This is a genomic window from Streptomyces sp. NPDC007971 (assembly GCF_042958635.1).
Classification (GTDB): Bacteria; Actinomycetota; Actinomycetes; order Streptomycetales; family Streptomycetaceae; genus Streptomyces.
The window spans coordinates 263,613-284,392 of the sequence record NZ_JBIBJK010000009.1 but is presented as its reverse complement, the minus strand read 5'-3'; the positions used below and the strand labels follow the sequence as shown (position 1 = coordinate 284,392).

At 70.9% G+C, this 20,780-nt stretch carries 16 protein-coding genes and 2 pseudogenes; 12 read left to right on the top strand and 6 right to left on the bottom strand.

Translation table 11 applies throughout. The annotated features are described in order from the left end of the window. Positions 1-37: 37 nt before the first annotated feature. Both ACFZCP_RS21205 and ACFZCP_RS21200 read right to left on the bottom strand, forming a co-directional pair. Positions 38-271 (bottom strand): hypothetical protein, encoded by a 234-nt coding sequence (locus tag ACFZCP_RS21205; RefSeq protein ID WP_391428780.1) that lies wholly within the window; start codon positions 269-271, stop codon positions 38-40. Then, positions 258-548: a DUF6400 family protein gene (locus ACFZCP_RS21200; protein WP_362696386.1), complete on the bottom strand. Its 291-nt coding sequence runs from the start codon at positions 546-548 to the stop codon at positions 258-260. Before ACFZCP_RS21200 ends, ACFZCP_RS21205 begins: the two co-directional genes overlap by 14 nt. Before the next feature lie 343 nt (positions 549-891). Between ACFZCP_RS21200 and ACFZCP_RS21195 the strand changes: the two genes are divergently transcribed. The 7 genes and pseudogenes from ACFZCP_RS21195 to ACFZCP_RS21165 all read left to right on the top strand — a co-directional run bounded on the left by ACFZCP_RS21195 (position 892) and on the right by ACFZCP_RS21165 (position 11,613). Beyond that, entirely contained in the window at positions 892-3,474 is a 2,583-nt protein-coding gene (locus ACFZCP_RS21195) for a Pls/PosA family non-ribosomal peptide synthetase (RefSeq protein WP_391428777.1), read from the top strand. 18 nt (positions 3,475-3,492) lie between these two features. After that, entirely contained in the window at positions 3,493-6,744 is a 3,252-nt protein-coding gene (locus ACFZCP_RS21190) for an amino acid adenylation domain-containing protein (protein ID WP_391428775.1), read from the top strand. Between the two features lie 47 nt (positions 6,745-6,791). Then, positions 6,792-7,796 carry a TauD/TfdA family dioxygenase gene (locus tag ACFZCP_RS21185; protein ID WP_391428773.1) on the top strand — a complete coding sequence of 335 codons (1,005 nt, stop codon included), beginning with the start codon at positions 6,792-6,794 and terminating at the stop codon, positions 7,794-7,796. Beyond that, the gene (gene sbnB, locus ACFZCP_RS21180; RefSeq protein WP_391428771.1) at positions 7,793-8,863 is read left to right on the top strand and encodes a 2,3-diaminopropionate biosynthesis protein SbnB; all 1,071 of its coding nucleotides are present in this window, start codon (positions 7,793-7,795) and stop codon (positions 8,861-8,863) included. Before ACFZCP_RS21185 ends, sbnB begins: the two co-directional genes overlap by 4 nt. A gap of 37 nt (positions 8,864-8,900) precedes the next feature. After that, positions 8,901-9,926 (top strand): 2,3-diaminopropionate biosynthesis protein SbnA, encoded by a 1,026-nt coding sequence (gene sbnA / locus ACFZCP_RS21175; protein ID WP_391428769.1) that lies wholly within the window; start codon positions 8,901-8,903, stop codon positions 9,924-9,926. 203 nt (positions 9,927-10,129) lie between these two features. After that, entirely contained in the window at positions 10,130-10,540 is a 411-nt protein-coding gene (locus ACFZCP_RS21170) for a cupin domain-containing protein (protein WP_391428767.1), read from the top strand. Positions 10,541-10,577: 37 nt separating this feature from the next. Continuing rightward, a pseudogene (locus ACFZCP_RS21165) lies at positions 10,578-11,613 on the top strand (zinc-binding dehydrogenase). Positions 11,614-11,721: 108 nt separating this feature from the next. Here the strand turns inward: ACFZCP_RS21165 and ACFZCP_RS21160 are convergent. Beyond that, positions 11,722-12,372 carry an NAD(P)H-dependent oxidoreductase gene (locus tag ACFZCP_RS21160; RefSeq protein WP_391428765.1) on the bottom strand — a complete coding sequence of 217 codons (651 nt, stop codon included), beginning with the start codon at positions 12,370-12,372 and terminating at the stop codon, positions 11,722-11,724. 123 nt (positions 12,373-12,495) lie between these two features. On the opposite strand from ACFZCP_RS21160, the gene ACFZCP_RS21155 reads away from it, so the two are divergent. Then, on the top strand, positions 12,496-12,861 hold the full coding sequence (locus tag ACFZCP_RS21155) for a winged helix-turn-helix transcriptional regulator (RefSeq protein WP_391428763.1): 366 nt from the start codon (positions 12,496-12,498) through the stop codon (positions 12,859-12,861). Positions 12,862-13,061: 200 nt separating this feature from the next. Continuing rightward, on the top strand, positions 13,062-13,505 hold the full coding sequence (locus tag ACFZCP_RS21150) for a VOC family protein (protein WP_391428761.1): 444 nt from the start codon (positions 13,062-13,064) through the stop codon (positions 13,503-13,505). A 49-nt stretch (positions 13,506-13,554) separates the two neighbouring features. Here the strand turns inward: ACFZCP_RS21150 and ACFZCP_RS21145 are convergent. The 3 genes and pseudogenes from ACFZCP_RS21145 to ACFZCP_RS21135 all read right to left on the bottom strand — a co-directional run. Continuing rightward, positions 13,555-14,052, bottom strand: a pseudogene (locus tag ACFZCP_RS21145) (acyl-CoA dehydrogenase family protein); the annotation flags it as partial. A gap of 426 nt (positions 14,053-14,478) precedes the next feature. After that, positions 14,479-15,495: a hypothetical protein gene (locus ACFZCP_RS21140; RefSeq protein WP_391428758.1), complete on the bottom strand. Its 1,017-nt coding sequence runs from the start codon at positions 15,493-15,495 to the stop codon at positions 14,479-14,481. Between the two features lie 127 nt (positions 15,496-15,622). Then, positions 15,623-17,161 (bottom strand): AMP-binding protein, encoded by a 1,539-nt coding sequence (locus ACFZCP_RS21135; RefSeq protein ID WP_391428971.1) that lies wholly within the window; start codon positions 17,159-17,161, stop codon positions 15,623-15,625. A gap of 265 nt (positions 17,162-17,426) precedes the next feature. Between ACFZCP_RS21135 and ACFZCP_RS21130 the strand changes: the two genes are divergently transcribed. The 3 genes from ACFZCP_RS21130 to ACFZCP_RS21120 all read left to right on the top strand — a co-directional run bounded on the left by ACFZCP_RS21130 (position 17,427) and on the right by ACFZCP_RS21120 (position 20,776). Continuing rightward, positions 17,427-18,074, top strand: coding sequence for a TetR family transcriptional regulator (locus ACFZCP_RS21130; RefSeq protein WP_391428756.1), 648 nt, complete (start codon positions 17,427-17,429; stop codon positions 18,072-18,074). Positions 18,075-18,183: 109 nt separating this feature from the next. Continuing rightward, positions 18,184-19,680, top strand: a complete 1,497-nt coding sequence (locus tag ACFZCP_RS21125; RefSeq protein WP_391428754.1) for a carboxylesterase family protein — start codon at positions 18,184-18,186, stop codon at positions 19,678-19,680. Between the two features lie 151 nt (positions 19,681-19,831). Next, positions 19,832-20,776 carry an MBL fold metallo-hydrolase gene (locus ACFZCP_RS21120; protein WP_391428752.1) on the top strand — a complete coding sequence of 315 codons (945 nt, stop codon included), beginning with the start codon at positions 19,832-19,834 and terminating at the stop codon, positions 20,774-20,776. The last annotated feature ends 4 nt before the right edge of the window (positions 20,777-20,780 follow it).

Genomic DNA, 20,780 nt, shown 5'->3' with positions numbered 1-20,780 from the left:
TGGCGTCTCAGGCCGGTGGGTCGGACCGGGTGGCGTCTCAGGCCGGTGGGTCGGACCGGGTGGCGCCGAAGTACGTCTCGTGGGTCCAGACGTGGGTGCAGGACGGGCACTGCAGGTGGAGCAGGCTGCCGGTGTTGGAGAGCAGGTAGCGCCAGTGCCCGTGGCACGTCCGCCCCTCCTGGCACGTCCTGCACCTGCGGCGGTCGTCGCAGTTCGGACAGGCCACCCAGGCCCGGCGGCCGATGTCGGCCTGCGGGTCAAGCGGCAGCATCGCCGCCCCCACGGGCCGGGAGCACACCGGCCGCGACGAGTTCGTCGTAGATGCGCTGCTGCTCCGCGCTGAGGCCGGAGTACAGCAGGTCGTACGCCTCCTCCTCGCCGCGCAGAGCCGCGACGGGGTCCCAGTCGGGTCCCAGGGCGGCCAGAACGTGCGTCCGCCGGAGCATCTCGTGGCCGCTCAGGTCGAGGGAGAACTCGACCGGCGCGGACCCGCCCTCGGCGGCGTTTTCATCCGGTTCGTCAGGAAGGGTGGGGTGATGGGAGGACATGCCATCGAACGTAGGTACGCCTTACCCGCCAGGGCAAGAGGAGGTGGGAGAACTCACAGCGGCCCTGCCGCAGAGGCGGCCATTCGGGTGATCGCTCTCATGCCCCGGTCCTGGGGGGAACCAGGGAAAACGGGCCCGTCGGGCATTCCGCGCCCACCCAGGGAGTCGATCCGAAGTGGCAGCCTCCCGATGACGGACCGAAACTGAAGCGAACGGTTCGTGATCAGAAAAGAGCACGCGCCTTGAGCTTCCGATGGTTCCGCGGGCTTTTCTTATGCCCTTGAGGGCCCCCAGACCCGCCACCGGCGGCCGTCGGCGACCCAGACGTCCTCCAGGAGATCGAATGGTGGAGCAGTCCTCCGAGGTCCCTATATCCCGGCCGGACGAAAGCACCGTCACCCGGCGGAGCGGGTCCGGCACTGCGACAGATGTCGAGAGAAGACTCGCGGATGCACTGGCCGACGTCGTGTCCGCCGAGCGCGTTCCGGTCGACAGTCACTTCTTCACCGACCTCGGCGCCAACTCCCTGGTCATGGCCCAGTTCTGTGCACGGGTGAGGAAACAGCCGGACCTGCCGTCCCCGTCCATGAAGGACATCTACCGGCACCCCACGATCCGCAGCCTGGCGGCCTCGTTCGCCCAGCAGGCTCCCGCTGATGCGTCGGCCCCCGTCGCGACGTGGGCGCCCGAGCAGCCGGCGGCTCCGGTGACCCGCGCGAGCAGGCTCACCCATGCAGTCTGCGGTGCAATCCAGTTGCTGGTATTCCTGGGATATTCCCTGGTCGCGGGATTTGTCGCCGACAGCGGATACGGATGGATCGCCGCCGGTAAGGGACTGGCCGACATCTATACGCGGTCGCTCCTGTTCGGAGGGATCGGGTTTCTCGCTCTCTGCACTCTTCCGATCGTGGCCAAATGGGTTCTCATCGGCCGTTGGAAACCGGGCGAATTTCCCCTGTGGGGACCGAGATATCTGCGCTTCTGGCTCGTCAAGGTACTGCTGCATGCGAATCCGATGATTCTGTTCGTCGGAAATCCGCTGTACGTGATGTATCTCCGGGCCCTCGGTGCGCGGATCGGCAAGGGCGTCACGATCCTCTCCCCGTCCGTCCCGGTCTGCACCGACCTGCTCACGATCGGTGCCGGGACGGTCATCCGCAAGGACTCGTTCCTGCTCGGCTACCGGGCCCACGCCGGACGCATCCAGACCGGCCGGATCACCCTCGGCCGCGACGTGTTCATCGGCGAGAAGACCGTCCTGGACATCGACACGACGATGGGCGACGGCGCACAGCTCGGCCATGCCTCCGCCCTGCACCGCGGCCAGACGGTCCCGGACGGCGCCCACTGGCACGGCTCCCCTGCGCAGCCCACGCAGACCGACTACGTGCGGATCGCGCCGGCCAGGTGCGGCACCCCGCGCCGGGCGTGGTTCGCCCTCGCCAGCCTGCTCCAGCTCTTCCTCCTGTACATCCCGATCGCCGTCGGCGGAATCTACATGCTGTTCACCGAGGTACCGGCGATCGGCCAGCGCCTCGACCCGCAGACGGCCGCGCTCAAGCGGACGGCGCTGATCCCCGACGCGCTGGAACTGTCCCTCGTGCTGTTCCTCGGCTTCGTCGTCCTGGGGCTCGTCGCCCTGTGCACCGTTCCGCGGCTGCTGAGTCTGGCTCTGGAGCCGGACCGGGTCTATCCGCTCTACGGATTCCGCTACGCGGTGCACCAGGCGACCGCCCGCATGACGAACATCAGGTTCTTCGCCTGGCTCTTCGGCGACAGCTCGTACATCGTGCACTACCTCCGTGGCATCGGATACGACCTGTCACGGGTCGAGCAGACCGGGTCGAACTTCGGTACCGAGGTGCACCACGAGAACCCGCTGCTGGTGTCCGTCGGCAGCGGAACGATGGTGGCCGACGGGCTCTCCATCCTCAACGCGGACTTCTCCAGCACCTCCTTCCGGCTGTCCCGTACGTCGATCGGGGCGCACAACTTCCTCGGCAACAACATCGCCTATCCCTCGGGCGGCAGAACGGGGACGAACTGCCTGCTCGCGACGAAGGTGATGGTGCCCCTCGACGGCGAGGTCCGGGAGAACGTGGGGCTGCTCGGATCACCGTGCTTCGAGATTCCCCGGACGGTGGAGCGTGACACGCGGTTCGACGACCTCAGGGCCGGTGACACCTTCCGCAGTCGTCTCACCGCGAAGAACCGTTACAACATCCGCTCGATGGCACTCATGCTGTTCGTGCGGTGGCTGCACACCTTTGCGCTCACGCTGTTCGGGCTCGCGTCCGCGGATCTGTACGGAGTGGTCGGTCACGTGGTGATCGCCGGATACCTGGCCATCACGCTGACCTTCAGCACCCTGTACTTCGTGCTGCTGGAGCGGTGCATCGCGTCGTTCCGTGCACTGCGTCCCCGGCTGTGCTCCATCTACGACCCCTACTTCTGGTGGCACGAGCGCCTGTGGAAGGTGCCGGACCACTACCTCAACATCTTCAACGGAACGCCCTACAAGGCGCTGGTCTGGCGGCTGCTGGGGGTACGGATCGGCCACAGGGTCTTCGACGACGGCTGCTATCTGACGGAGCGGTCGCTCACCACCATCGGCGACGACTGCACCCTCAACGCCGGCAGCAAGATCCAGTGCCACTCGCAGGAGGACGGCACGTTCAAGTCCGACGGCACCACGGTCGGTGCCGGCTGCACGCTGGGCGTCGGCGCCCATGTGCACTACGGCGTGACGGTGGGCGACTGCGCCGTGCTGGCGCCCGATTCCTTCCTCATGAAGGGCGAGGAAGTCCCCCCGTACGCACGGTGGGGCGGCAATCCGGCCGTGGACATGCCGGACGCCGCCGAACAGGCCTCGGACAACGGCCGGGCATGTCACCGTCTTCGGCCGGCGCGACTGCCGCGACCGTGAGTTGAGGAAGGCCAATCGATGGGAACGCGTGTGGAAGCGGACCGGGAGTTCTGGAGCCGTGTGCTGGCCGAAGGCGGTACCACCACGGTGCCGCGGTGGGTCCTGGAGCCGGCTGCGGGAACGGCCGAGCACGAGGCTGCGGTGCCGGACGACGTGGCGGAGTCGGTACGGGGGCTGGTGGGGCAGCTCGCAGTACCGGTCAGCGCCCTGCTGCTGGCGGCGCACGCCAAGGTGCTGGCCGCGCTGTCCGGTGAGCGGGAGGTGGTGACGGGGTACGCCGCCGGGGTGCGGGGCGAGCCGCTGCCGTGCCGCCTGACGGTTCCCCCGGGCTCCTGGCGCACGCTGGTCTCGACCGCTCAGCAGGCCGAGGCGGACCTGCTGGCGCACCGGGAGTTCCCGGTGGACGAACTGTGCCGGGAACTGGGCGCGGACCAGCCGCCGTACGAGATCGTGTTCGGTCCCCGAGGGGCCGAGGACGCTCCTGCCCATGAAGGCGTCCTGGACGTGCGCTGGTCCGACCGGGACGGACGGCTCAGGCTTCGGCTGCGCTACCGCACCGACGTGCTGGATGCCGCGGGCGCGGCCCGGATCGGCGGCTACCATCTGACGGCCCTTCGGCTGCTGACGGCCGACGTGGACGCCGAGCACGCACGGCAGGGTCTGCTGTCGCCCGACGAGTTGCACGAGCAGCTGGAAGGGCTGGCCGGGCCCCGCCGTCCGCTGCCGGACGCACGGGCGCACGAACTGTTCGAGCAGCGGGTCAAGGCGCATCCGGACGCGGTGGCGGCCGTCCACGGCGAGCAGCAGTGGACGTACGCGGAGCTCAACGGGCGGGCGAACCGCCTGGCGCGGGCGCTGGTGGAGCGGGGACTGGGCCGTGAGGACGTGGTCGCCGTGGTCACCGAACGCGGCCTGGACTGGCTGGCCGCGACGCTGGCGGTGTTCAAGGCGGGCGGCGCGTACCTGCCGATCGAACCGCACTTCCCTGCCGACCGTGTCGCGGCAACGTTGTCACGCGCCGGATGCCGGCTGGTCCTGACCGAGGCCGGCAGCACCCAGATGCTCGACCGGGCGCTCGAATCGGTGCCCGGAGCCGAGAAGCTGCTGATCGAGACGGCCTATGCCGAACCGCACGCCGCCGGCGATCTCGGGGTGAGGGTCGACGCCGGTCAGCTGGCCTACATCTACTTCACGTCCGGCTCCACCGGCGAGCCGAAGGGCGCGATGTGCGAGCACGCGGGCTTCCTCAACCATCTCCACGCCAAGATCGACGACCTGGGGATCGGCGAGGGCAGCGTGGTGGCACAGACCGCCCCGCAGTGCTTCGACATCTCGCTGTGGCAGCTGGTGTCCTCGCTGCTGGTGGGCGGGCGGACGCTGCTGGTCGGGCAGGACGTGATCGTGGACGTGGAGCGGTTCGTCGACACGCTCGTGCGCGGCCGGGCGGCCGTGGCGCAGCTCGTGCCCTCCTATCTGGAGGTCGTCGTCTCGTATCTGGAGCAGCATCCCCGCGAGCTGCCGGACCTTCGGTGTGTGTCGGTGACCGGTGAGGCGCTCAAGCGGGAGCTGGTCCAGCGCTGGTTCGCGATCCAGCCGGGCGTCAGGCTGGTCAACGCCTACGGGCTGACCGAGACGTCGGACGACACCAACCACGAGGTCATGGACGCGGTCCCCGAGCGCGTCCTGCTGGGGCACGCCGTCAACAACGTGCACGTCTACGTCATGGACGAGCATCTGTCGCTGGTACCGCTGGGCGCCCCGGGGCTGATCGCGTTCTCCGGTGTCTGCGTGGGCCGCGGATACGTCAACGATCCCGAGCGGACCCGTGAGGCCTACCGGGAGGACCCGTACCGGCCGGGTGAGCGGCTCTACCTCGCGGGTGACTGGGGGCGCTGGCACCCCGGCGGCAAGCTGGAGTTCCTCGGCCGACGCGACAACCAGGTCAAGATCCGCGGCTTCCGCATCGAGATCGGCGAGATCGAGAACGCCCTGCTGCGGGTCGCCGGTGTGCGGGACGGTGCGGTGGTCGTCGCGGACCGCGGCGGGCAGAACAAGCACCTGATCGCCTTCTACACGGGCCGGCGTCTTCAGACGCACGAGCTGCGCGAGGCACTGGGCGCCGTCCTGCCCGTGTACATGGTCCCCTCGGCCTTCCACTGGCAGCCCGGCCTTCCGCTGACCGGCAACGGCAAGATCGACCGGAAGGTGCTCACCGCTCTCGCCGAGCAGACGGAACCGGCCGTGGCCGACGAGCCCGAGTCCGCCCCGCTCACCCCGACCGAGCGGAGGCTGGCAGCCGTCTGGGCCGAACTCCTGGGCATCCCCGAAAACCGCATCGGCCGCAAGGACCACTTCTTCCACTCCGGGGGCACCTCCCTGACGGCGGTCCGGCTCACCGTCGCGCTCGACCGCGCGGTGTCCCTCAAGGACATCACCCGGCACCCCGTGCTCGCCGACCTGGCCGCCCTCCTCGACGGCACGGCACGGCAACGCACGGAGCTGCTGCAGCCGCTGACGGCCGCGAGCGGTGCGGCGGAACGCGCCCTGGTGTGCTTCCCCTACGCGGGCGGTAATGCGGTCAACTACCAGCCGATGGCGAGTGCGCTGGCGAGCACCGGCACGGCGGTCTTCGCGGTGGACCTGCCCGGTCACGACCTGGCGGCCCACCACGAGCCGTTCGCCTCGATCACGCAGGTGGCGAAGCAGGTCGCCGCCGAGATCGCCGCGCGCGGCCTGACCCGGGTCCTGCTGTGGGGCCACTCGTCGGGCACCGCACAGGCCATCGAGACGGCCAGGAAGCTCAAGGAGCACGGCGTGGACGTGCCCCGGGTGTTCCTCGGCGCGCAGTTGCTCGGCACCACCGCCGAGCGGCAGGCCGCCGTCGAGGATCTGACGCGCCTGAGCAACGCCGAGATCGCGGCCCGGCTGACCGCGCAGAGCGGCTACACCGAACTCTCGGAACTGAACGCGGAGCACGCCGAGCACATCGGTGCCGCCTACCGGCACGACTGCGTGTCCGCGCACCTCTACTTCTGTGCCGCCCTGAAAGACCCGGCGCCGGTGAAGCTGGCCGCACCGGTCTCGGTGGTCGTCGCCGCCGACGATCCGCACACGGCCGGCCACGCCAAGCGCTATCAGGACTGGCTGCTGCTGGCCGAGCACGTGGATCTGCACGAGCTGGCCGACGGCGGCCACTACTTCCCGCGCACCTGCCCGGCCCAGGCGGCACAGGCCGTCCTGGGCGTCGTGGCTCCCCTGTCCTCCTCCTGACCCAACCCCCACAGAGCCCCCAGACGGGCAACCGAAGGGAAACCGAGATGTCCTCCTCACCCCTCGCAGCACCTCTCGACGTGGAGCTGCGGCCGGACAGACCCGCGATCCTGCACGTCGACTCCCCCGGTGACGCATCGAGTTGGGCAGCCGAGTGGCGCGAGTCGCTGCGTGCGCAGGTCACCCAGCACGGGGCCCTGCTCGTCCGTGGCCTGGAGCTGCGGGAGGAGTCCCGGGCCGGTGCCGTCCTCGCGGGGCTCGCCGGCACCCTCATGCCGGAGCGAGAGGCCTTCGCCCCCCGGCAGGCCTACGGCCCCGGGCTGTACTCCTCCACGAGCTGGCCGGCCAACCAGCCGATGTGCATGCACCACGAGCTGAGCTATCTGCTGGAGGTTCCCGGCCTGATGCTGTTCGCGTGTCTGACCGCGCCCGCCCAGGGCGGGGCGACCGCGGTGGCGGATGCGGAAGCGGTGCTCCAGGCGCTGCCCACCACGCTGACAGAACGGTTCGAGCGCGAGGGCTGGTTGCTGACCCGCTCCTACAACGACGAGATCGGGGCGTCCCTGACGGAGTCGTTCGGCACCGAGGACCGCACCGCGATCGAAAGTTACTGCCGGGCCAACGGCATCGACTTCACCTGGCTGGCGGACGGCTCCCTGCGCACCGAGCAGCGCCGCAGCGCCATCGTGCGGCACCCGCTCACGGGCAAGCGCTGCTGGTTCAACCAGATCGCCTTCCTCAACCAGTGGACGCTGGCCGAGGAGGTGCGCGAGTACCTGGTGGACGTCTACGGGGAGGACGGGCTGCCGTTCAACACCCGCTACGGAGACGGTTCCCCGATCGGGGAGGACGTCGTCCAGCAGCTCAACGCCACCTACGAGGAACACACCCGACGCGAGCCCTGGCAGGCCGGTGACCTGCTGCTCGTCGACAACATCCGTACTGCGCACAGCAGAGAGCCCTTCACCGGAGAGCGGCAGGTGCTGGTCGGCATGGCCGAGCCCCGCCGTCTGGCCGACTGCTGCCCGACCCCGGAGGCAAGTCAGCGATGACCCGTATGTCGTCCACCGCAACCCAGCCCGCCGTCCCGCAGGGGGCCTCGGCGCCGACGTTCGCGGTGATCACCGGTACGCAGGTGCAGCAGGCACTCGACGGACGCGAGAAACAGATCGTGGAGCTGGTCGAGGCCACCTACCGGCTCCATGGCGCCGGGGACACGGTCAACCCGCCGTCCTACTTCCTGCGCTTTCCCGACCGCCCCCGGGCGCGGATCATCGCGCTGCCGGCCTCCGTCGGAGGCTCGGTCCACGTGGACGGCATCAAGTGGATCTCCAGCTTCCCGGACAACGTGAGTGCCGGGCTGCCCCGTGCCTCCGCGGTGCTGATCCTCAACGACGCCGAGACCGGTTACCCCTTCGCCTGCCTGGAGAGCTCCATCATCAGCGCGACCAGGACCGCGGCGTCCGCCGCGCTGGCCGCCGACTGGCTCAGCCGCAGCCGGCGCCGCCCCACCCGTGTCGGGTTCTTCGGCACGGGCCTGATCGCCCGCTACATCCACACCTTCCTGACCGGCACCGGCTGGTCGTTCGACGCGATCGGCGTGCACGACGTGTCCGCCGACAGCTCCGCGGGCTTCTGCGGGTACCTGCGCCAGAGCGACACCACCGCCGAGGTCACCGTCCACGACAGCGCCGAGGACCTCGTCCGCTCCAGCGACCTGGTGGTCTTCGCCACCATCGCCGGCGAACCCCACGTCAGCGATCCGGCCTGGTTCAGCCACAACCCCCTGGTCCTGCACATCTCGCTGCGTGACCTCGCGCCCGAGGTCCTGCTCGCCTCGGCCAACTTCGTCGACGACGTCGAGCACTGCCTGAAGGCCGACACGTCACCCCATCTGGCCGAGCAGCGCACCGGCAGCCGTGACTTCCTGAACGGCACCCTCAACGACGTGATGCTCGGGAGGGCGGCCCCGCCGGCCGACCGCCCCGTCATCTTCTCGCCGTTCGGACTCGGCGTCCTCGATCTCGCCGTCGGCAAGTACGTCTACGACGAGGCAGCAGGGGCGGGCGACCTCCGCCTCATAGACGACTTCTTCCACGACCTGCGCCGGTACGGCTGAGGCCGTTGTCCTCAGCCCTGGTCCCAGGAGGCCCACCGTGCCCGTCATTTCCGCTCCCCATGACTTCAACGAAGGCGGTCTCTTCGTCGATCTGGAGTCGATCTTCGGATGCTCCCTCTACCTGAAGTGCGAGGGATTCAACTTCGCCGGCTCCATCAAGCTGAAGGCCGCGAACGAGATGGTGGAGAGCGCCGAGCGGGACGGAGTCCTGACATCGGACTCCATCCTCGTCGAGTCCTCTTCCGGGAACCTGGGTGTGGCCCTCAGCATGATCGCCGCGAGCAAGGGCTACCGGTTCCTGTGTGTGACGGACTCCCGTTGCAACCTGTCGACCAGACTGCTGATGGAGGCGCTCGGCAGCCAGGTGCACGTCGTGGCCGACCTGGACGCGAACGGCGGCTTCCTGGGCACACGGATCGACTACGTCCGGTCCCTGTGCGAGTCCGACTCCCGCTATGTGTGGCTCAGCCAGTACACCAACGCGGGCAACTGGCGGGCCCACTACCGCACGACGGCCCAGGAGATAGCCCGCTACTTCCCGCAGCTGGACGTGGTGTTCATCGGGGCGGGCACCGCCGGGACCCTGATGGGCTGCGCACGCTACTTCCGCCAGTGGAACCGGCCGGTGCGGATCGTCGCCGTGGACAGCGTGGGTTCGGTGGCCTTCGGCGGCAAACCGGGCCGGCGGATGATCCCCGGTCTGGGCATGAGCATGGTGCCCCCGCTGCTCGACGTGTCCTTCGTGGACGAGGTGATCCGGGTGGAGGAGGCGGACACCATCCGCACCTGTCACCGCATGGCCCGACGCGGCTTCCTGTTCGGCGGCTCCACCGGAACGGTGGTCAGCGGCGCGACGGACTGGCTGACCCGGCAGGACACACGGGACATCACCGCGGTGGCCATCGCGCCCGACCTCGGCGAGCGCTACCTCGACACCATCTACCAGACCAACTGGCTGCAGGATCTGTACGGCGACCACATACTCGACCCCGAGCACGTGACCGCCGCGACCCGGCGGGACAAGCCCGCCTCACCGCAGCCGGAGCGTCGGCCGAGATCCTAGGCTCGGCCCTGCCGGGCAGGGCCGGCCACGGCACCCCCGGGCGGCGGGCTCTTGTTCCGCCGCCCCGGAGGCGAGCACCCGCGGCCCTTCGTGGGCGGCCGTGCCGGGCTCGGATCGTGGGTGGCCGATTCACCGTGCGAGCGCTGCCCGTGTACGGATTCCACGGTCAGGGAAGGGAAACCGATCTCCTGGGAGCATCACCCGTGCACTTCATCGAGCAACAGTCCACCAGCAGGGCGCCGGCCGAGTGGTTCACCGGCGATGCGTGGTGGGACGTGATCCATCCCGCCGGCGAGCCGTCCCGGATGCGGGTGAACCTTGTCCGCTTCGCGCCCGGTGCCCGCACCGCCTGGCACCGCCACGCCCTGGGCCAGACCCTGCACGTCGTCTCCGGCGTCGCACTGATCGGCACCCGTGACGGCACGGTCTTCGAGGCCCGTCCCGGCGAGACCGTCTCGTGCCCGCCCGACGAGGAGCACTGGCACGGCGCCGCCCCCGACCACTTCATGGAGCACCTGGCCATGTGGGAGGGCACGGCCGACGGCACGGCCGAGACGGTCTGGGCCGAGCACGTCACCGACGAGCAGTACGCCCGCCCGCGCACCCGCTCCTGACACCTCCCCCGATCGCGGACACCCGAGGTAACACCCCATGCGGGCAACATTCATGTACGGCGCCGGCGACGTGCGCGTGGAGGACGCACCCGACCCGGTCCTCCAGCAGCCCACCGACGCAGTCGTGCGTATCGTCCGGTCCTGCATCTGCGGCACCGACCTGCACCCGTACCCCACCCTGCCGGCCTCCGGCGAGCGCACCCCGATGGGCCACGAGTTCATCGGCGTGGTCGAGGAACTCGGCTCCGAGGTCTCGGGGCTGACGCGCGGCGACCTGGTCGTGGCTCCCTTCGCGTATTGCGACAACACCTGTGTTCTGCCGCGAGGGCCTGCACACCTCCTGCCGCAACGGCGACTTCTGGGCCGCGGGCGGCGTCGGCGGCGGCCAGGCGGAGGCGGTCCGCGTCCCGCAGGCCGAGGGCACCCTGGTCGGGCTGCCCGTCGGCGAGGACTCCGAGCTGCTGCCCTCGCTGCTGACCCTGTCGGACGTGTACGGCACCGGCTACCACGCCGCCCGGCAGGCGCGCGTGAACCCGCGCACCACGATCACCGTCATCGGTGACGGCGCGGTCGGCCTGCTGGCGGTGCTGTCCGCCAGGCAGCTCGGTGCCGAGCGGATCATCCTCATGGGCCGGCACAAGGACCGCACCGGCCTGGGCCGCGAGTTCGGCGCCACCGATGTCGTTCCCGAGCGCGGCGGAGAAGGCATCGCACGCGTCCGCGAACTGACCGGTGGCGACGGCACCCATGCCGTCCTGGAGTGCGTCGGCTACATGAGCGCCTACGAGACGGCGGTCGGCGTGGTGCGTCCGGGCGGTGTCATCAGCCGGGTCGGCCTCCCGCAGTACGAGGCGGCGCCGGTCGGCTTCACCAGCCTGTTCGGCCCGAACATCACCCTGACCGGCGGCCCCGCACCGGTCCGCGCCTACATCGACGAACTGCTCCCCGGCGTCCTCGGCGGAACCGTCGAGCCCGGCCGTGTCTTCACCCGCACCATCGGCCTCGACGAGGTCCCCGACGGCCACCGCGCGATGGACCGGCGCGAGGCACTCAAGGTCCTCGTCCGCCCCTGACACCGGGCACCTACGGCCGTCCGAGCGGTCCTTGCCCTGCTCTGCGGACCGGCCGGGCAGGGCAAGGGGAGCCGCACCGGCCCGGCGGTCGCGGTCGTCCCGCCGGTGCTACGCGGCGAGGCGTTCCGCCAGGGCCTTGGCCTTGGTGGCCGCCTCCTGGAGGGCCCGGTCGCGGGAGGCTTCGAAGAGCGGCACGAGTTCGGTCATGGCCGGGTTGTGCGGGGCCATGGTCAGCTCCGGAACGATGAAGTCGAGGTCGAGGGCGAGGCCGTCCGCGAGGACCGCCGTCAGGTAGTTCTGGACGTACTCGTAGGACTCGCGCGGGGTGCCCGGTGCGTAGGAACCGCCACGGCTGGCCACGACGGTGACCGGGGTGCCCTTGGCGGAGGGGGTCTCGCCCATCGTGCGGCCGAACAGGATCACGTTGTCCAGCCACGCCTTGAGGGTCGAGGGGATCGTGTAGTTGTACATCGGCGCGCCGATGAGGACCGCGTCCGCCCGCTCCAGCTCCTCGATCAGCCGCACACGGCCGGCGAAGTCGGCCGCCTGCTCGGCCGTGTGGGTGGCGGGATCGGCGAAGCCGGCGGTGTGGGCGGCGGCGGTGATGTGCGGCACGGGGTTCACCGCCAGGTCGCGGTATATCACCGTGCCGCTGGGGTGCTGCTCCTGCCAGGCCTGGCGAAAGGCCTCCGTGACGGCGCGGGAGGCGGACGCCTCGCCCGGGAAGAGGGATGAGTCGATGTGCAGCAGGGTGGCCATGAGTGTCTCCCGGAGGAACGAGCCCCTTGCGCGATGCGGGGGCTAAGGATTCGTACTCAGCTATATGTAACACAGGAGCTTACTTTTTTTCACCCCCATACAGCGGGGTAGTACCCTGACGTCATGGCGGAGCAGACCCATGACACGGCCGAGTGCAAGCGCGTGGACGACGGCATCACCCGTGTCTTCCAGGTGCTGGGCAAGCGCTGGAACGGCCCGATCCTGGCCGTCCTGATGGGGCAGCCGACGCACTTCGCCAATCTGCGCCGGGCCGTCCCCGGCATCAGCGAGCGCATGCTCTCCGACCGGCTCGCCGAACTCGGTGCGGCGGGACTCGTGGTGCGCGAGGTCGACGAGGGGCCGCCGCTGCGCGTCTCGTACCGGCTGACCACGTCCGGAGCCGCACTGGAGCCCTCGCTCAGGGAACTCGGCGAGTGGGCGAAGGAGCATCTGCCGGACACACCGCCGTGCCCGGGGACAGCCGGCTAGGGAGGGGAAGGCCGGTCAGCGACGCCCTCGGGGGGCCGATCGGCGTGCGCCCGGGGGATTCCCGGCGACGCGCCGATGCGCACCCGCGGCCCGGGCAGGGGCGTGGTCCAGGGTGACGACCGGGGTACTCACGGACGCGGGACGAGCCGTCCGGGACGGACCCTCCAAGGCGTGTGCATCCCCCGAGAGGAGCAGCGGTCGTGGAGTACGGACTCGAAGTCGTGGTGATCCCGGTCGGTGACGTGGACCGGGCCAAGGACTTCTACCAGGGGCTGGGCTGGCGCGAGGACGCCGACTTCGCCACCGGCGAGGACTTCCGGGTGGTGCAGATGACGCCACCGGGCTCCCCCGCCTCGGTCATCTTCGGCAAGGGCGTCACCTCGGCCGCACCGGGATCGGCCCACGGCATGATGCTGGTCGTCGAGGACATCGAGGCGGCGCGGGCCGACCTGACCGCACACGGCGCGCCGGTGAGCGGGGTGTTCCACGACGCCGGCGGTGTGTTCCACCACGCCGGAACGCGGGCGCGGGTCGACGGCCGCGCCCCGGACGGCCAGAGCTACAGCTCGTTCCTCTCCTTCGACGACCCGGACGGCAACGGCTGGTTCGTGCAGGAGGTCACCGCCCGGCTGCCCGGACGCTGACCGCACGGCGGACCGGCCGCGCCGCCCGCGAAGTTCGTCCCGGAGCGCATCACCGGGGAGCGTCGAGACCGCCTCGCTCGACCAACTGGCCGACGACCACGTTGCGCTGGATCTCGTTGGTGCCCTCGCCGACGATCATCAGCGGGGCATCGCGGAAGTAGCGCTCCACGTCGAACTCGGTCGAGTAGCCGTAACCGCCGTGGATGCGGACGGCGTTGAGGGCGATCTGCATCGCGGTCTCGGACGCGAAGAGCTTCGTAGTCCTCGAAGGACAGCTCGCAGCTCTCCACGCCCTTGTAGCCGAGCTTGGGCAGGTCCCGGCAGACGGTCGGGCCGGTCCGTGTTCGACCAGCAGGACGGACATGCCCCGGTGTGCGGGGCGCGCCTGCGCATCCGTCTTGCACAGCAGGGCGATCAGCCGGGAGCGGCGTGAGTTGGTGATCCATGTCTTGGTGCCGTTGACGACGTAGCCCTCGGCGTCCTTTCGGGCGACCGTGCGCATGGCCTGGAGGTCGGAGCCGCCGCCCGGCTCGGTCAGCGCCATCGAGGTCGGGGCGGGTGGAGAGGCGCCCGCGCGTGATGACTGCCTTCCGTCCGTCCGACGGGTCGGTGCGGGTGGTCGGATCGGCGTCGTGGAGGAGGAGGTCGGCGGGTGCCCCCGGGGCGAGGGTCCCGAGCGCCGGCTCGCCGAGGCCGGGGCCGAGCGGCCGGGGCCGTCCACGGGAGCGCCTCCGCCGTGGCCACGCTCACGCTCGCCGCCTTCCGCGGGCTGCTCCTCGACTTGGTCGCCACCGGCGACCGCGACCGCACCGCCGCGGCCGCCCGCGCACTGGCGGCGACGGTGGTGCCCTCGCGGTCACGAGGGGAGCGCCGCGTCCCCGCACCCGCCGGGGGAACGGCCGCGTCCCCGCGGCACCCGGACGACGGACGGAGCGGGGACGGGCACTGCGGGGACGGGTGGTGCGGGTGCGGGTCAGGCGCCCAGGGCGTGGACCATGTTGACGATGGCGGTCATCTGCGGTGCGCTCCTGACGGCGTAGTCGGAGCCGGTGTAGCCGAACCAGTCCCAGCAGCCCTGCGGGTTGACGGGCCAGACGCTGGAGACGGCCTGCGGGTACATGACGACGAGGTTGTTGGTGTCGGCGTAGGTGTCGAGGTTGCCCCTCTCGGCGAAGGCCGTGCCGAGGAGTTGCTGGGCGGACAGACAGCCGTGCAGGGCCACCACCAGCTTGCAGGGGGCTCCGGCGGCGCAGGCCGGCGGGACGTAGAGCTGCCCGGTGGAGTCCATGGACAGGGCGTGGGCCGAGCCGCCGGGGGCGTAGGCGTTCTGGTCGAAGTACGAGAGAGTGCCCTTGGGAGCACCGGTGTTGCGTGCGTTGACCCCCCCGAGCCAGGTGGTGAGCATCTCGCGCTCGGGATCGTCGTGGCAGTTGTTCAGGAACGGCGGCAGGGTGAGGGAGCAGGGGACGACGCCGTCGGGGGTGGGCCACGAGTGTCCGGCCGGATCCCAGTCGTGGTAGGTGACGTCGGCGCCGAAGTGTTCGTAGAAGTCGACGCCCGCCCGGGAGACCAGCGGGTTGACGACCGGGTCGAGGTAGCCGTGGTACGTGTAGACCGGCTTGCCCGCCAGGTTCGACACCGGGTCGATGCGGTCCTGGGACGCCCAGTCCCCGGCCTGCCGCTCCAGGTCGTGGACACCCAGGCCGAGATCGCAGGTGACGAACTTGATCACGTGCCCCTGGCCGCAGTCGTACGGTCCGGCGGCGACGATCCCCGCGCCGTCGAAGGTGCGGGAGTAGGCGACTTGGAGCTGGGTGGCCATGAAGCCGCCGGAGGAGACGCCGGTGACGTAGGTGCCGGTGATGTTCAGGTCCGGCAGGGGCGGGGTGGCGGCCCGGGCCGGAGCGGCCGGGCCTGCGGCCGCGAGGGCGAGCGCGGCGCCGAGGGCGGCGACGGCCTGGGCGGCTCTGTGCAGGGAGCGGAATCTCATGGAACACACTCCGATGGTTGGGTGGGTGGGGTGGGGAGTGCTGCCCGGGGGGGGGCGGCTCGTACGGGGGGGCATGCGGGGGCTCGTGCGGGAGGCTCGTGCCGGGGGACTCGTGCCGGGGCCCGGATCAGCCGGGCTCGTCGGCGGGGTCCGCGGACACGGTGATCGCGCGCCGGAGGATCTTGCCGGTCGGACCCTTGGGCAGGTCGGCGATCCGCACCAGTCGCGGGTACTTGTACGGGGCGACCCGGGCGCGGACGAAGTCGCGCAGCTCGTCGGGTGCGGTGGTGGTGCCGCTCTTGAGGGTGACCACGGCGGCGATCTCCTCCCCGTGGGTGGGATGCGGGACCCCGACGACGGCGGCCTCGGCCACCGCGGGGTGCTGGTAGAGGACCTCCTCGATCTCGCGCGGGTAGACGTTGAAGCCGCCTCGGATGATCAGGTCCTTCTTCCGGTCGACGATCCGGAAGAGGCCGTCGGGATCGCGGACGCCGATGTCGCCGGTGCGCAGCCAGCCGTCCACGATCGTCTCGGCGGTGGCCTCGGGGAACCTCCAGTAGCCCTTCATGACGTTGTGTCCCGAGACCGCGATCTCGCCGGCCTCGCCGTCCGGGAGCGGGCGGCCCAGGTCGTCCTGGACCCGCATCCGTACGCCCTCGATCGGGGTGCCGATGGTGCCGGGCCGGCGGGGGCCCTCGGGGTGGTTGAAGGAGGCGACCGGTGAGGTCTCCGACAGGCCGTACCCCTCCAGCACGGTGCAGCCGAAGGCCGTCTCGAAGCCGTGCAGGACCTCGACGGGCAAGGCGGCGCCGCCGGAGACGCACAGGCGCAGCGCGGACGTGTCGACGGTGCGCAGTCCGCCGTGGGCGAGCAGGGCGGCGTACATGGTAGGCACGCCGAGCAGGACCGTCACGCGGTCGCGCTCGATCATCGCCGGTACCTCGGCGGCGTCGAAGCGCGCCAGCAGCGTGAGACAGGCACCCGCCGCGACGGCGCAGTTCAGGCCGACGACCTGGCCGAAGGAGTGGAACAGCGGCAGTCCGCCGAAGATCACGTCGTCCTCGCCGAGCCGCAGCAGGGTACGGGCACAGACCTCGGTGTTGCGCGCGAGGTTGTCGTGGGTGAGTTCCGCGCCCTTGGGGGTGCCGGTGGTGCCCGAGGTGTAGAGGATGACGGCGGTGTCGTCGGCGGCACGGCCGGCCACCCCGGGCACGGGTGCCTGCGAAGCCAGGAGTTCGAACAGGCTGCCGGGGCCCACCACCAGGTGACGGGTGCCGCAGCCCTCCGCCGCCGCGCGCCCTTCGCCCGCCTGGTCCTCCCAGGCCAGCAGCAGCACCGCACCGGAGTCGGCGAGGTAGTGGCGGACCTCGCGGGCCTTCAGCAGCGGGTTCATCGGCACGACCACGGCACCGGCGCGCAGGATCGCGAAGTAGAGGACCGCGAAGGCCGGGACGTTCGGCACCATCAGCCCCACCCGGTCGCCGGGACCCACGCCCCGGGCCCGCAGGACTCCGGCCATCCGTGCCGAGCCGTCCGCCAGTTCGGCGTAGCTCAGCGACTCTGCCGCAAGACGCAGGGCGGTCCGCGAGGGGACGCGTTCCGCGGTCGAGGTCAGCAGGGTCGCGAGGTTGGCGGACGCGCAGGGTTCGGCGGAAGCACCGGGCACGGAGGAGCCGGCGGACGCACCGCTCGCGGAAGGTGCAGCGGGCGCGGCAGGCGCAGCGGGCGCGGCGGGGCGGGTGACGGGACGGCTCACGGGAGGGCTCCCCCAGGGATCACGGCCGGCTGCCGGCACGGACAGCGCAGCCAGGCGTCAGTTTCCAACCAATCGATTGGTTGTTTCGGACCGTTTCGAGCCACCATCCGGCCTCTGCGCTACGGTGTCAACCAATCGATTGGTTGGAAATCTCGCCGAGCCGTCAGGAGCAGCCGTGGAACTTCCCGCCTGGGAGCCCCGCCGGGTCGTCGCGATGGAGGCGGTTCTCCCCGAGGGCGTCACACCGCCCGGCACCCGGGGCAAGATCCTCAAGGCGGGCCTGGAGCTGTTCGCCGAGTCCGGGTTCGCCGGCGCCTCGATCCGGCAGATCGCGGGCATGGTCGGCATCAACTCCGCGACCCTGTACGCGCACTACCCGTCCAAGGGGCACGTCCTGGCCGAGCTGGTGCGCATCGGCCACGAGGAGATGCGCACCCGGCTGACGGAAGCCGCCGCCGGCACCCGCGAGGCCGGCGCCGCCCGGCAGCTGGCCGCGCTGGTCCGTGCCCATGTGCTGCTCCACACCGACTATCCGCTGCTGGCGGTGGTCACCAACGGCGAACTCCACGCCCTGCCCCCCGAACTGGCCGCGCCCTCGCTGCGGTTGCGCGAGGAGTGCCGCCGTCTGCTCGCCGACGTCCTCGAACGCGGCGCCGACGACGGCGAGTTCAGCATCGACGATCCACTGCTGGCGGTCACCGCGATCGGCGGCCTCGGTGTGCAGGTCGCGCAGTGGTTCGGCCCCGCCCTCGAACGGACCCGCGAACAGGTCGCCGACCAGTACGCGCAGTTCGCACTGCGCATCGTGAACGCAGACCGCTGAGCACTACCAGCCCCGGCCCTGCCCTGCCTGCGCGAAGCCGTCCCTGCTCCGCGCGAAGCCGTTCCTGCCCTGCGCGAAGCCGTACCCCTGTCTCTGTGAAGGAGTGCCCATGCGACCGGTCCTCGCGACCTCCCACGGTCTGGTCCACGGCGTCACCGGCCCCGCCGGGATCGCCTGCTTCAAGAACATCCCGTACGCCGCCGCTCCGACCGGCCCGCTGCGCTTCGCACCACCGCAGCCGCCGCCCGCGTGGGACGGGATCCGTGACGCGGGCACCCACGGCCCCACCGCCCCTCAAGCGCCCTATCCCCCGCCGATGGACCGCCTCCTGCCCGAGACCCTCGTCCCCGGCGAGGACTTCCTCAACCTCAACGTCTGGACTCCGGATCCGGCCGGACGCCTGCCCGTCGTGGTCTGGCTCCACGGCGGCGCCTTCACCAACGGCACGGGATCCCTCACCGGCTACGACGGTACCGCGTTCGCCCGCGACGGCGTCGTTCTGGTCACCCTCAACTACCGTCTGGGAGCGGAGGGTTTTCTCCATCTCGGTTCCGGCGACACCGCAGGGGCCAATCCCGGTCTGCTGGACCAGATCGCCGCGCTCACATGGGTCCGGGACAACATCGCCTCCTTCGGCGGCGACCCCGATCGCGTCACCGTGTCCGGCCAGTCGGCCGGCGCCATGAGCATCGGAGCCCTGCTGACCATGCCCGCGGCCAAGGGGCTCTTCCACCGCGCCGCGCTGCAGAGCGGCGCGGCCCACCACACGCTCTCCCCCGCCTCCGCCGCTCTGGTCGCCGCCCGCCTCGCCTCGATCCTGGGGGTTCCGCCCACCCGGCCGGACATCGCCGCCGTGCCCGTCGAACAGCTCCTGGCCGCACAGCTCCAGCTCCGCGGCGAGATCTCGGCCCGCCCCGACCCGGCCCTGTGGGGTGAGGCCGCGCTCAACCTCATGCCCTTCGAACCGGTGGTCGACCACGACACGCTCCCCCGCACGCCCAGGGACGCGATCGCCGAGGGCGCGGCGGCGGGCGTCGACGTACTGGTGGGCTGCACCGCCGACGAGTTCCGCCTGTACACCGTGCCCTCCGGACTGGGCGCCCTGGTGACCGACGACCTCGTGGAACGCACCGCCACCACGTACGGCCTGCCGCCGGGCGCGGGCGTTGCCGCCTACCGTGCCGCCTTTCCCGGAGCGAGCCCGGGCGAGCTGTTCGCGCAGCTCGCCACCGACTGGTTCTACCGCCTGCCCGCGCTGCGCCTGGCCGAAGCCCAGGCCCGCCACGGTGCGCGGGCCTTCGTCTACGAGTTCGCCTGGCCCTCTCCCGCGTTCGACGGCGCACTGGGCGCATGCCATGCGCTCGATGTCCCCTTCGTCTTCGACAACCTGGCCGACCCGGCCTTCGCACCCCTGCTCGGCGACACCCCGCCCCAGCCGATCGCGGACAGCATGCACGCCGCCTGGGTGTCCTTCGCCACCACGGGGGATCCCGGCTGGCCCGCCTACGGCGAACCCCACCGGGCCGTCCACCGCTTCGCGGCCGCACCGGCCACCAGCCGTGATCCACACGGCGAACTGCGGGCCTTGTGGGACGACGTGCGCTGACACGGTGACCGGTACGGCGGCGACCGGGTCACGGGGTACCGGTCGCCACCCGGCCGGTGCGATGATCGCGGCGGTGCCCGACGAGCCCGCCGGGGCGCGGCGGCGCCGTGCCCCGGTGAGGGATCTCCCTCCATCACGTCAGGAGTTCGCAGTGAGCAGTGTCCACCACGACGTCGGTCTCCTTCCTCCGCCCCGGGTGGAGGAAGTCAGCGAAGACGTCTTCGCCTACATACAGCCCGACGGCAGCTGGTGGATCAACAACACCGGTTTCCTCGTGGGGCGGCGGGGCGTGATCAGCGTGGACGCCTGCTCCACGGTGCGGCGCACGCAGGCGTACCTGGACGCGATCGCCACCGTCACGCCGCAGCCGGTGCGGACCCTGATCAACACGCACCACCACGGTGACCACACCTTCGGCAACCACCTCTTCGGCGGCGCCACCATCGTCGGGCACGAGGCCACCCGGTCGAGCATCCTGGAGTGGGGCGGGCCGGGGGCTGCGGCCGCGTTCTGGACCGAGGTCGAGTGGGGGGACGTCACGGTCGAACCGCCGTTCCTCACCTACACCGACGCGGTCACCGTGTGGTCCGACGACCTGCGTGCCGACGTACGTCACGTCGGCACACCCGCCCACACGACCAACGACTCCATCGTATGGCTGCCCGAACGCAACCTGCTCTTCAGCGGGGACGTGCTGTTCAACGGCGGTACGCCTTTTCTCCTCCAGGGATCCGTGGCCGGTGCCGTCCGGGTCCTGGAGGAAGTGATCAAGCCGCTGGGGGCGACGACCATCGTCCCCGGGCACGGCGCCGTCGCCGGCCCCGAACTCGTCGACGACGTCCTCGGGTATCTGCGGTTCGTCCAGGCCACTGCCCGAGCGGGCCGCGACGCCGGGCTCACGCCTCTGGAGACCGCCCGTGAAACGGACCTGGGCGAGTACGCCGGCCTGCTGGACTCCGAACGCATCGTCGGCAATCTCCACCGGGCCTACGCGGAACTGGAGGGCGGCCCCCTCGGCCGGCCCATCGACGCCGCCGCCGCCCTCGGCGACATGGTCACCTACAACGGCGGCCGCCCTCTGACCTGCCTCGCCTAGGGGC